At 72.0% G+C, this 11,173-nt stretch carries 12 protein-coding genes; 8 read left to right on the top strand and 4 right to left on the bottom strand.

All coding sequences use genetic code 11. The annotated features are described in order from the left end of the window. The first annotated feature begins 251 nt into the window (after window positions 1–251). On the top strand, window positions 252–1,109 hold the full coding sequence (locus E2E34_RS25020; RefSeq protein ID WP_138904177.1) for a hypothetical protein: 858 nt from the start codon (window positions 252–254) through the stop codon (window positions 1,107–1,109). A gap of 30 nt (window positions 1,110–1,139) precedes the next feature. Here E2E34_RS25020 and E2E34_RS25015 read toward each other — a convergent pair whose 3' ends face one another. Beyond that, a complete protein-coding gene (locus tag E2E34_RS25015; protein WP_138904176.1) occupies window positions 1,140–1,481 on the bottom strand; it encodes a GNAT family N-acetyltransferase in 342 nt (113 codons plus the stop codon). Window positions 1,482–1,491: 10 nt separating this feature from the next. Next, window positions 1,492–2,472, bottom strand: coding sequence for a pirin family protein (locus E2E34_RS25010; RefSeq protein ID WP_138904175.1), 981 nt, complete (start codon window positions 2,470–2,472; stop codon window positions 1,492–1,494). Between the two features lie 112 nt (window positions 2,473–2,584). Between E2E34_RS25010 and E2E34_RS25005 the strand changes: the two genes are divergently transcribed. From E2E34_RS25005 to E2E34_RS24985, 5 genes are all read left to right on the top strand, one after another. Next, the gene (locus E2E34_RS25005; protein ID WP_138904174.1) at window positions 2,585–3,073 is read left to right on the top strand and encodes a carboxymuconolactone decarboxylase family protein; all 489 of its coding nucleotides are present in this window, start codon (window positions 2,585–2,587) and stop codon (window positions 3,071–3,073) included. Between the two features lie 109 nt (window positions 3,074–3,182). After that, window positions 3,183–3,599 carry a VOC family protein gene (locus tag E2E34_RS25000; RefSeq protein ID WP_138904173.1) on the top strand — a complete coding sequence of 139 codons (417 nt, stop codon included), beginning with the start codon at window positions 3,183–3,185 and terminating at the stop codon, window positions 3,597–3,599. A gap of 55 nt (window positions 3,600–3,654) precedes the next feature. Continuing rightward, window positions 3,655–4,833 carry a winged helix DNA-binding domain-containing protein gene (locus E2E34_RS24995; RefSeq protein ID WP_138904172.1) on the top strand — a complete coding sequence of 393 codons (1,179 nt, stop codon included), beginning with the start codon at window positions 3,655–3,657 and terminating at the stop codon, window positions 4,831–4,833. 274 nt (window positions 4,834–5,107) lie between these two features. After that, window positions 5,108–5,842: a 4'-phosphopantetheinyl transferase family protein gene (locus tag E2E34_RS24990; RefSeq protein ID WP_167518380.1), complete on the top strand. Its 735-nt coding sequence runs from the start codon at window positions 5,108–5,110 to the stop codon at window positions 5,840–5,842. Between the two features lie 116 nt (window positions 5,843–5,958). After that, entirely contained in the window at window positions 5,959–7,407 is a 1,449-nt protein-coding gene (locus E2E34_RS24985) for a glyceraldehyde-3-phosphate dehydrogenase (protein WP_138904171.1), read from the top strand. 155 nt (window positions 7,408–7,562) lie between these two features. Here E2E34_RS24985 and E2E34_RS24980 read toward each other — a convergent pair whose 3' ends face one another. Together E2E34_RS24980 and E2E34_RS36680 are read right to left on the bottom strand one after the other, a co-directional pair. Then, complete coding sequence (locus tag E2E34_RS24980) at window positions 7,563–7,937, bottom strand: GvpU-like protein (protein WP_138904170.1); 375 nt, start codon at window positions 7,935–7,937, stop codon at window positions 7,563–7,565. 71 nt (window positions 7,938–8,008) lie between these two features. Next, window positions 8,009–8,998, bottom strand: coding sequence for a M28 family peptidase (locus E2E34_RS36680; RefSeq protein WP_279637903.1), 990 nt, complete (start codon window positions 8,996–8,998; stop codon window positions 8,009–8,011). A gap of 386 nt (window positions 8,999–9,384) precedes the next feature. On the opposite strand from E2E34_RS36680, the gene E2E34_RS24970 reads away from it, so the two are divergent. Both E2E34_RS24970 and E2E34_RS24965 read left to right on the top strand, forming a co-directional pair. Continuing rightward, window positions 9,385–10,191, top strand: coding sequence for a GntR family transcriptional regulator (locus E2E34_RS24970; RefSeq protein ID WP_138904168.1), 807 nt, complete (start codon window positions 9,385–9,387; stop codon window positions 10,189–10,191). 353 nt (window positions 10,192–10,544) lie between these two features. Continuing rightward, entirely contained in the window at window positions 10,545–10,868 is a 324-nt protein-coding gene (locus tag E2E34_RS24965; RefSeq protein WP_138904167.1) for an alpha-amylase inhibitor, read from the top strand. Window positions 10,869–11,173: the final 305 nt, after the last annotated feature.

Below are 11,173 nucleotides of genomic sequence, written 5' to 3'. Positions count from 1 at the left end.
GCAGCCTAGGGCGTCGGTCCGCGCTTCCGGTCCGTGACAAGCACCGGGCGCACCCGGCGGCAACGGGCGCTCCGGCACCGTGCCGAACCGGCCAACTTGTCACAACCCCGGCCCGCCGGGGCCGGCCCCGGGAGAGTCTCGGCCGGTGAGGGCCCGGCCCGCCGAAGGCGGCGCGGGGCCCTCACGGTCATGAGGGGCCGCCGTCGTCACTGAGGCTGCTCCGGTCGCTCCCCGACAGACAGGAAACACGCATGCTAGGACAACTGCGCACCCTCACGATCGCCCTGGCGGTCACCGCTGTCATGGGCGCCGGCACCGCGCACGCCCAGGAGCCGGCCGAGAGGCCGGCGAAGCGCGTGTACAACTCCATGCAGTTCGCCCACCCCTCCGCCCCCGACGCCTTCTGCACGATCGGCGCCGTGGGCCTGGACGACTACGGGCGCAAGACGGCCATATCCGCCGGACACTGCGGCCCGGGCGCCGCGTACGCGGACCGCGAGATCCACGAGGACGTCCTGCCCGTGTACGACCGCCAGGACTTCGCGTACGGCCCGATCGGGTACATGCGGTACTACAAGAGCGCCGAGGGCTCGATGACGGGGCACCCGACCAAGGACTACATGGTCATCGAGCTGGTCCCCGAGGTGACGCTCTCCTCCCAGGGCCCGTACCTGAAGCAGACCGGCATGGCGGAGGTCCCCGGCGGCGCCGCCTCCCCGAACGCCCCGACGCCCGCGCTCGCCAACGAGCGCCTGCTCGGGGCCGGGCTCTTCGACAACAACGAGCTGGTGGTGTCCGGCCAGTCGGGCGTCTGGTACGGACGCGTCACGAACAACTCGAGCGGCGTCTACCAGTCCCACGCGCCGCACAGGGCGGGCGACTCGGGCGGCCCGGCCATCCGTCACGTGCCGGGGAGCGCGTACCCCTCCGAGGCCAACGGGTTTCAGGCGCAGGGGCCGTGGGCCGGGATCACCAAGGCGCGCATCCTCGGGTTCCCGCCGTACGTCTACACCAGCTCGGCGAACATCCTCGGCGACCTCCGCGCCAGGGACGCCGCCGATCCCGCCGACGTCTACGGCGCGGGCTTCGAGGTGACCACCCAGCCGTAGGCGGCGGGCTGGTGTCGCCGATGCGGGTGGTCAGTGCGCCAGCACCGTCTTCAGCCACCTCAGGACATCGGTCGTCACCGGATCGGTGATGTCGGCGAACTCGTCGTGCTTCGTGAGGAACTTCGCCACGTACGGGCAGACCGGCACGATCCGCTTGCCGGAGGCCCGCACGTCGCTCAGCGCCCGCTGTACGAGGACGGCGGCCAGGCCCTGTCCGGCGAAGGCGTCGCCGATCTCGGTGTGGTGGAACACGCGCTGGTCGTCGCGGTCGCGGTACGCCGTGTGGCCGGCGCTCTCGCCGTCGACCAGGATCTCGTACCGGTGTCCGGAGTCCACGCGCCGGACGCTCGGCGCGGTGGTGGGCTGCGTCATCGTGGGCCTTTCAGTGGCGGGTCGGGTTGGCGCGCGGTGCGATGGTGGCGTGCGGAAGGGCGGGGGCGGGCAGGCGCTTGCCGTCGTGGCCGTCGACCGCGCCGAAGCGTTCGGACGCGTTCTCCCACGCTTCCCTGGCCTCGACGATGTCCTGGTGGCTTCGGCCCACGAAGTTCCACCACATGACGATCTCCTCCTCGAACGGCGTTCCGCCGAGCAGGACCACCCGGGCGGCGGCGTCCGTGTCGTTCGACAGTGTCAGCGTGTCGTTGCCCGTGCCGAGGTAGCCCAACTCCGCGCGCAGCACGGTCGTTTCGGCCATGCGGACCTGGCCCTTGTCGACGAGGAGGCCGTGCTCGAAGGCGGCGTCCGCCGGGAGCGTGACGGTGGCGCGCGGTTCGAGGAGGAGTTCGGCGCCGAGCAGGGGCGTGAAGGTGGGGACCGGAGAGGTGTCACCCGCCAACGTGCCGAGGAAGACCCTGATCTCGGCCCCGTCCACCCGGACCGGACGGGGCGCGTAGTGCTGGAAGTCGCGCCCGGTGCGCCGGTGTTCGCCGGGGAGCGCCACCCACAGCTGGACCCCGTGCAGGACGGTGGTGCGGGGGGTGGAGACCTCCGAGTGGCTGATGCCGTACCCGCCCGTCATGAGGTTGAGCTCACCCGGCCGTACGAAGGCGTGACTGCCCAGGCTGTCCCGGTGCTCGATCTCCCCGCTGAACAGCCAGCTCACCGTCTGCAGGCCGGTGTGCGGGTGAGGTGCCACGTCCATGCCGCCGGACTCGGCGACGTCGTCGGGGCCGTAGTGGTCGATGAAGCACCAGGCGCCGATGAGGGTCCGGGCCCGCTGGGGCAGTGTGCGCCGTACGGTCATCGCCCGGGGGCCGCCGAGCGGCACGTCCCGCGCCGTCAGGACCTCGGCCTTCGGCGTCGGCGTGTCATGGTGCGGGTCCCCGCAGCGCAGTGCGGTGGGGTCCCTCTCCACGTTGCTCATCGCACGCCCCTCTCCCTCGGCCACATAATTGCACGTTCAACAAGTACCTTCGATGATAGACCTCGGCACAGCGCAACGAACGGCCGCGAGCGGCCCCGCGAGGGAGTCCAGGTTGAGCGACACGACAGCAGGCACGGCGAGCGAACGGGTCTTCATCGACAAGCAGAGCCCCAAGGCCTATCACGCGATGACCGAGACGGCCGAGGCCGTCCGCACGGTCGCCGCCGAGGCGGGCCTGGACCGCACGCTGGTCGAACTGATCAACCTCCGCGTGTCACAGATCAACCGCTGCGCGTACTGCCTGGACGTGCACACCCGGGCCGCGCTGCGGGCGGGCGAGAGCACCCGGCGCCTGGGCGTGCTCTCCGCCTGGCGCGACACCGGGCTGTTCACCGAACGGGAACGCGCCGCGCTCCTGCTGGCGGAGGCCACCACCGAGCCCGCGGACGCCGCCGCCCAGGAGAGCGCCTACGAGGCCGCCCGCCAGACCCTCACCGACGACGAGATCTCCGCGGCGATCTGGGTGGCGATCACCATCAACGCGTTCAACAGGGTCTCGATCCTGAGCAAGCACCCGGTGCGGGACGCGACCCACCGGTGACGCACTGCGGGGCTGGGTGCGCACCGGCCGCCCGGGGAGCCGCCCCGTCGATCGGCGGCGCTTCGCCTACGCTGTCGTAGCTGACATTTCCGGACGAACGGAGCGTTCCATGCCTTCCCGCCTCAATCCGTACATCAGCTTCGACGGCGAAGCCCGGTCGGCCATGGAGTTCTACCGGGAGGTCTTCGGCGGCACCCTCTCCCTTAACACCTTCGGGGAATTCGGCGAGGAGAAGGCCGGAGACGCAGCGGACAAGATCATGCACGCCATGCTGGAGACGGACAGCGGATTCACCCTGATGGGCGCCGACGTCCCGCCGGGGATGGAGCACAAGGCGGGGAACAACATCGCGGTGAGCGTGAGCGGCGAGGACGCCGGCGAACTGCGCGGGTACTGGGACAAGCTGTCCGCCGACGGCGCGGTCTCGGTGCCGTTGGAGAAGCAGATGTGGGGCGACGTCTTCGGCATGTGCACGGACCGCTTCGGCATCACGTGGCTGGTCAACATCAACCAGCGGCCGGCCTGAGCGAAGCCCTCCGCACGCGGTTCCGCGCGCCCCGGCGAACCGGGAGAATCGCGGTATGAAGATCACCGCGCTCGCCCTCAACCGCGCCACGCTCGCCCGGCAGTTGCTGCTCCGCCGCGAGTCGATCGACGTCGTGTCCGCGGTGCGGCGGGTGGTCGCCCTCCAGGCGCAGCAGCCCGCCTCGCCGTACATCGCGCTGTGGAACAGGGTGAGCGACTTCGACCCGGCCGCACTCGACGCGGCGCTGACCGACCTGCGGACGGTCAAGGCGACACTGATGCGGCTCACGCTGCACGCGGTCGACGCCGGCGACTACCGGGCTTTCCGCGAGGCCATGGAGCCGACGCTGCGCGCTTCCCGGCTCGGTGACGCGCGCTACCGGGCGGCGGGGATCGGCGCCGACGAGACCGGCGCGCTCGTCGCCGGCCTCCTGCGGTACGCCGACCGGCCGCGGACCGGCCCGGAGATCGCGGGCTGGCTGGAGGAGCGCGTGGGCGCCCCGGTCGACCCGGCGGCGCAGCGGATGCTACGGCAGTACGCGCCGCTGTGGCACGCGCGCACCGGGGGGCCCTGGTCGTTCGGGACCCGGCCCTCGTACGTCGCGGCGGCCGCGCCGCCCGCGGCGGAGGATCCCGAGGCCGCCGCCGCGGGGCTTCGTACCCTGATCCGCCGCTACCTGGAGGGCTTCGGCCCGGCGTCGGTGGCGGACATGGCCCAGTTCGCCATGGTCCAGCGGACGCGGATCAGGGCGGCGGTGCTCGCGCTCGCCGACGAGCTGGAGCAGGGGGAAGGGCCCGACGGCACGGTGCTGTACGACGTCCCCGGAGCGCCGCGGCCGGACGAGGACACCCCCGCGCCGCCCAGGCTGCTCGCGATGTGGGACAGCGTCCTGCTGGCCTACGCCGACCGCGGCCGTGTCGTACCGCCCGCATACCGCAAGCATGTGACGCGCGTGAACGGCGACGTGCTGCCCACGCTGCTGGTCGACGGTCACGTCGCGGGTGTCTGGCGTCCCGTCGTGGGCGGCATCGAGGCCACCGCCTTCCACCCGCTCGCGCGCCACACCTGGGAGGGCCTGGCCGCGGAGGCCGGTTCACTGGCCGCGCTGCTCGCCGCCCGCGATCCCCGGGCGTACAGCCGCTACGACCACTGGTGGGTCAAGGGGCTGCCGGCCGCCGAGACCCGGCTGCTGCCGGACGGGCCGGGTGAAGACCGAGCCGCGTCGCCGAAGTGAGGGGAGTCGACGCTGCGCGGGAAGTCGCTGTAGCGGAGAAAAGGTGAACACAAGTCACATCGGCGGGGCCCTCGGCGCGGCTGCAATCAGTGCCGGCGAGGCCGCGCTTCCGGCCCGAGGCACAGAACAAGCGTCCGTGATCGGGACGGCGGGCGCATGCCGTGGCCGCCAGGGACATTCACCGGCGCGCGTGAGCAATTACTCCTTCAATCACCGGTGGTTGTCAGGTCACCGCCCCCGGGGCCCGTGGGAGCCCCGGGTAGCGTTACCGCCCATGACCCTGCTTCCGACCGGTGGCCCGGTTCCGGCCGGTGTGCTGGCCTCGCTGCTCCCCCCGCAGGTCACCGCTGTCGACACCTTTCACGACAGCCCCGAGCCCCACGGCGGCGGCGCACGCCTGCTGTTTCCGCAGGAGGAGGCGCTGGTGTCGGCGGCCGTCGCCAAGCGGCGGCACGAGTTCGCCACCGTCCGCCACTGCGCGCGCACGGCCCTGGCCAGTTTTGGCTTGCCTCCGGCGCCGGTCCTGCCCGGCCCCAGGGGCGCGCCCCAGTGGCCGGACGGGATGGTGGGCAGCCTCACCCACTGCGCCGGCTACCGGGCGGCGGCCGTCGCCCGGGACACGACGGTCGCCGCCCTCGGGATCGACGCCGAACCGGCCGAGCCGCTGCGCGACGAGGGCGTACTGAGGCTCGTCACCCTCGCCGACGAGCGCACCGCGCTGCGCGCGCTCGCCGCACACCGCCCCGGCGTGCCCTGGGACCGGTTGCTGTTCAGCGCGAAGGAGTCCGTCTACAAGGCGTGGTCCCCGCTCACCGGCCGGTGGCTCGGCTTCCACGACGCCCGGGTCACCCTGCGCCCGGACGGCACGTTCACGGCCGACCTGCTGGTGCCGGGAGCCACCCGGGCCGGCACCACCCTGACCGGGTTCGACGGCCGCTGGCAGGTGCGCGACGGCCTCGCCGTCACGGCCGTGACGGTGCCGCCGGAACACGGGGCGCGTACGGCGTGATGGGCCCCCGCTGCCCGGCCGTTGCGGCCCGGCGTCCGTCTCCGGTGGCACCGGCTGAAAGATCAAAACAGCGGCGGGTTAGCATATGAGCGCCGCCTAGCTCGAAAGATAAACCTGTGACTGTCAATGACGACTCGTTCACCAGCTGGAAAACTCGCGAGGAGATCGCGGAGTCGATGATCCCGATCATCGGGAAGCTGCACCGGGAGCAGGACGTCAACGTCCTGCTTCACAGCCGCTCCCTGGTGAACAAGTCGGTGGTCAGCATCCTCAAGACCCACCGCTTCGCCCGCCAGATAGCCGGCGCGGAACTCTCGGTCACCGAGACGCTCCCCTTCCTGAAGGCGCTCGCCACGCTCGACCTGGGCCCGTCCCAGATCGACATCGGGATGCTCGCCGCGACGTACAGGACCGACGGCCGGGGTCTCTCCGTGGAGGAGTTCACCGCCGAGGCCGTCGCCGGCGCCACCGGCGCGAACAAGATCGAGCGCAGCGAGGGACGCGACGTCGTCCTCTACGGCTTCGGCCGCATCGGCCGCCTCGTCGCCCGCCTGCTCATCGAGAAGGCCGGCTCCGGCAACGGCCTGCGCCTGCGCGCCATCGTCGTACGCGGGGGCGGCCGGGCCGAGGACCTCGTCAAGCGCGCCTCGCTGCTGCGGCGTGACTCGATCCACGGCCAGTTCCAGGGCACGATCACCGTCGACGAGGCGAACAGCACGATCGTCGCCAACGGCAACGAGATCAAGGTGATCTACGCCAACGACCCGTCCGAGGTCGACTACACGGCGTACGGCATCAACGACGCCATCCTCATCGACAACACCGGCAAGTGGCGCGACCGCGAGGGCCTGTCGAAGCACCTGCGCCCCGGCATCGACAAGGTCGTCCTGACCGCGCCGGGCAAGGGCGACGTCCCGAACATCGTGCACGGCGTCAACCACGACACGATCAAGCCGGACGAGCAGATCCTGTCCTGCGCGTCCTGCACCACGAACGCGATCGTCCCGCCGCTGAAGGCGATGGAGGACGAGTACGGCGTCCTGCGCGGCCACGTGGAGACCGTCCACTCGTTCACCAACGACCAGAACCTGCTGGACAACTACCACAGCTCCGACCGCCGCGGCCGTTCTGCGGCGCTCAACATGGTCATCACCGAGACCGGCGCCGCCTCCGCCGTCGCGAAGGCGCTGCCCGACCTCAAGGCGAAGATCACCGGCAGCTCGATCCGCGTGCCGGTGCCGGACGTCTCGATCGCGATCCTGAACCTCCAGCTGGCGCGCGAGACGACCCGCGAGGAGGTCCTCGACCACCTGCGTGAGGTGTCGCTGACGTCGCCGCTCAAGCGGCAGATCGACTTCATCAGCGCCCCCGACGCGGTCTCCAGCGACTTCATCGGCTCGCGCCACGCGTCGATCGTCGACGCGGGCGCCACGAAGGTCGAGGGCGACAACGCGATCCTCTACCTCTGGTACGACAACGAGTTCGGCTACTCCTGCCAGGTCATCCGCGTCGTCCAGCACGTCTCCGGCGTCGAGTACCCGACGTTCCCGGCCCCGGCGGCCTGACCCGGACACACCGCTCCGGACGCACCGACCGGCCCGGCCCCCGTCGACGGGGGCCGGGCCGGCGGCATTTCCCGCCCGACCGCACGCGCCCGGGCCCCGGCACAGCACCGGTGAGGTGGCGTGCCGGGGCCCGGGCGCGACTGTCGCAGGGGCGGTTAATGGTCCGAGTAGCTGAAGTCACCCACCGTCCACGCGCTCACGTCCTTGATCGCGATGCGGTACATCCCACCGGTCTCGGGGATCCCCACACTGCCTTGGAGGATCCTGGCGACGTGGAAGTGCAGATGAGTGGGGGGCTCGGCGCGGTCGGGGTGCGTGGGGGCGCTGGACGCCATGAAGATGCCGGAGAACGGGCCCAGGCGATCGGAGTCCTTGAGTACCTCGGCAACGCGCTGCCGCCACACCGCTTCGGGAGCCAGGCGTCCGGTGATCACCGCACCCCCGGTGACCACGGTGAGGGACATCTGATTGCAGTGCTCGGACTCAACCATGGCGGCGACATCGACGAGCAGACCATCAGGGTTCGACATGGCACGTGATTTTACTACCGTCCGGCCCGGCCGGTCGTCCGGGTGCCGCCTCCGTGGTGGAGGCGACGTGCTCACCAGGACGCCGCGGTGGCGGCGGTCGCGACGGCGACCGACGCGAGGCGGCCGTAGTCGAGGGTGTCCGGCGTGTCGGTCGGCCGGTGATAGTGGGGATTGCGGAAGTTCGCCGTGCTGGTGAGCATCAGGGCCGGGACCCCGGCGTTCCAGAACGACGCGTGGTCGCTGCGGTCGAGGTGGAGCAGCGGGGGCACCACGAGGCCGGCGAGCGCGCCGAGCAGTCCGTTCGGTCGCGGGTCGCGCAGGGTGAGCGCGGGCAGGCTCGGCTCCGCCGCCTGCGCCGCCCGGCGCCACGCGCGGGCCGCCCGCGCGGTGGCCCGCCGGTGGACGACGAGGGTGAAGTCACCGCGTCGCCCGCCCGCTCGGACCTGGGCGGCCGCGCGGGGGAAAGCTGCCCGGAAACCCGCGGGCATGCGCTGGGTTCCGGGCGCGGTCGCGAAGCAGCCGAGGGACTCCAGGCAGATCATGCCCGCGACCCGGTGGCTGCGGCCGAGCTCGCGGGCCGCGAAGCGGGAGCCGATCATGCCGAGCTCCTCCATGTCGAAGAACAGGAGGGTGACGGCGGGCGGGCGGGGCAGGCCGGCCAGCAGGCGCGCGGTCTCCAGCAGCGCGGCCACGCCCGAGGCGTTGTCGTCGGCGCCGGGACTCTTGTCGACGGTGTCCAGGTGCGCGCCGACGACCACCGTGGGCCGGTCGTCGTCCTCCGGCAGGCGGGCCACGAGGTTCGCGCCGGTCAGGCGTCTGTGCAGGCGCAGTTGGAGCGCGACGGCCCGCTCACCCGGGCCGTCGGTGCCGCCCAGCCGCCACCGTACGTCGAACGGCTGCCGCTCGGTCCGCCAGCCCGCGGCGGCCAGCTCACGTGTCACGTACGCCTCGGCGCGCAGCATGGCCTCGGGGGCCCGGTTGCGGCTGCGGGGGCGGTCGGCGAGAAACTCCACGTCGCGCCGCAGGCGCAGCGGGTCGGCCCGCCGGTTCAGTTCGTCCACGAGCGCCGGCACCACGCTGCCACCGCCTTCCCCTCGCCGTGCGAAGCGGCTGCCTGCCCTGCGAAGCGGCTGCCTGCCCTCTCGATGATGGTGCATTCCGCCCTCCCGCGCGTCTCGGGGGCGGACGGCCGCGGGCCCGGCTCCGGACGGACGGACCGCGGCCCGCACGACGCGCTCTTCTTCGGCCGGTGCCCGTGTGCGTGCCTCCCCGGGGCCCGTTCCACGCAGCGACCCGTCGCGGCCGGTCGGCGGGCGGACGGGAGCGGACACCGGGCAGGCAAATCAGGCCAGGCGGGCCCAGTTCGGGTCGCCATAGGTGTAGACCACTGCTACCTTGGTCGCGCTTCCCGCACGCTTCGTAGCAGCCTGTGACGTGAGAGGTCCTCATGCCCCGTTCATCGCGCCCCGAGCTCCCCGCTACCCCCGTGTACCTGCGCATCGCGGCAGCGCTCGCGCGGGACATCGAGCAGGGCACGATCCCCGTCAACTCCAGACTGCCCGCCGAACGCGCGCTGGCCGCGCGGTTCGACGTCAACCGGCAGACCGTACGGGCGGCTCTGCAGCACCTGCGCCACCAGCGGCTGGTGCTGACGGACCGACGGGGCACCTACGCCGTCGACCGGGCCTCCCACGAGGCCCCGCCCGTTCCCGCGCCGAATTCGGCGGTGCGCGACCTGCCGGCCTTTCCGGCCCCGTCGGCCGGAGGGCCCACCTCCGGCCGGCTGTTCAGCGCGTCGGTGTCCCCTTCGCTGGCGCAGCAACTCGGCCTGGCCGGAGGGCGGTCGACGCTGATCCACCACCACCGCGTCCTCAACGCGGCGGGAAAGGCCGTCCAGGACGCCGTCACCTACTTCTCGCCCACGGCGGTGGCCGAGGTTCCCGAACTGGCCCGGTATCTGACGCGCGTCCCGGTCAGCGATCCCGATCTGAGCCTGCTCTACCTGTGGTTGGAGCGGGCGGGCCTGCGTACGGTCGTACGGGAGGCCATCACCCTCACGCGGCACGACCGGCGAGGCCCCGCCGCCCCCGGCCTGACCATGCGGCGGCGCGTCCACGACCAGCACGCCCGCCTGCTCGCCCTGACCGACCTCGGCTTCACACAGCCCTGGCAGGAGATCACGCTGGAGTACACGAACCCGTCCGCCAGCGCCCACACGCTGCGTCCCCTGCCGCCCATAGCAGTCGGCACGTAGGCGGCGACAGGACGCGGGGGCTCCGGAGCCCGCGCGGCGTCGATTTCCGCGCGTTCTCGCCGATCTCGCGCGCCCCCACGCGATGCGGTGGCGCCGGGCCCCTTCCTGCGACGACGCCCTCGCGGCCGCGCCGCGCACCGCCGCACCGCCGCGACCGGTGCGCCGCCCGCCGGCGACGTCGTCCACCGCGCAGGCGTCGGCGAGCTGGGCTTCATGTCCCGAAGGGCCTCGCCGACATGACGTCCGGCGGTACGGCGAGAGCTTGCGCAAGTTGGCGAAAACTCTTTCAAGCGGTCGGACGCCGTCTCTACTCTCGCTTCCGTCCCGTTCGAGAAGTGAAGGGTTGATCACCAATGCAGCGCACCTTGCGTTCAACCGCACGTATTGTTTCAGCAGGTTTGACCGCCGTGGCCGCATGCTTGACGCAGGTCACCGCGGCCGAAGCGGCCAGCCACGAGGCATCTGCACCCTCTTGTGTTCACTATTCGACGAGTTGGCGTTACACGTTCGTCACCAACGCCTGCGACACCCCGCAGCACGTGACGGTCGAGTACCACGACGGCCGCACTGTCCCCTGCCGCACAGCCGGCCCCGGCGACACGGTGACCTTCCCCGGATACGGCACCGGGGACAACGGCGTCCGGGCCGTGCTCCTGTGCGCCGCCCCGCCCCAGTGAGACACGGCCGCGCGAGGCGGCGGTGAGTGGTGCGCCCGGGGCCCGCCCCCCACAGGCAAGTCCCGGGCGGCGGGCGGGGCCCTAAGGCGTCCCGCCGTTCCTGGGCGGCGCCGGCCACAGGGGCAGCCCGTGGCCGTACGAGAAGACCGGGTCCCGCGTGTCGTTCGGCACGTCGGGCCGCAATGCCTCCACCGCCGCCGGATCACCTGGCACATCCCTGACGCGGTAAAGCCGCGCCCCTGACGTACTCGTCAACTCACTTCACCGGCTTGCGATTTAGCGGCCACCCCCTGCCCACCCCCTGC

The sequence above is a fragment of the Streptomyces albidochromogenes genome, from assembly GCF_005981925.1.
Classification (GTDB): Bacteria; Actinomycetota; Actinomycetes; order Streptomycetales; family Streptomycetaceae; genus Streptomyces; species Streptomyces albidochromogenes.
The sequence above is the reverse complement of the archived record's forward strand: the minus strand, read 5'-3'. Positions and strand labels throughout refer to the sequence as shown.

Coding starts and splice junctions, on each gene's coding strand:
- E2E34_RS24980 (WP_138904170.1), bottom strand. CDS start 7,937: ATGTCGAACCCTGATGGTCTGCTCGTCGATGTCGCCGCCATGGTTGAG.
- E2E34_RS25000 (WP_138904173.1), top strand. CDS start 3,183: ATGCCTTCCCGCCTCAATCCGTACATCAGCTTCGACGGCGAAGCCCGG.
- E2E34_RS24995 (WP_138904172.1), top strand. CDS start 3,655: ATGAAGATCACCGCGCTCGCCCTCAACCGCGCCACGCTCGCCCGGCAG.
- E2E34_RS24965 (WP_138904167.1), top strand. CDS start 10,545: ATGCAGCGCACCTTGCGTTCAACCGCACGTATTGTTTCAGCAGGTTTG.
- E2E34_RS24970 (WP_138904168.1), top strand. CDS start 9,385: ATGCCCCGTTCATCGCGCCCCGAGCTCCCCGCTACCCCCGTGTACCTG.
- E2E34_RS25020 (WP_138904177.1), top strand. CDS start 252: ATGCTAGGACAACTGCGCACCCTCACGATCGCCCTGGCGGTCACCGCT.
- E2E34_RS25010 (WP_138904175.1), bottom strand. CDS start 2,472: ATGAGCAACGTGGAGAGGGACCCCACCGCACTGCGCTGCGGGGACCCG.
- E2E34_RS24990 (WP_167518380.1), top strand. CDS start 5,108: ATGACCCTGCTTCCGACCGGTGGCCCGGTTCCGGCCGGTGTGCTGGCC.
- E2E34_RS25015 (WP_138904176.1), bottom strand. CDS start 1,481: ATGACGCAGCCCACCACCGCGCCGAGCGTCCGGCGCGTGGACTCCGGA.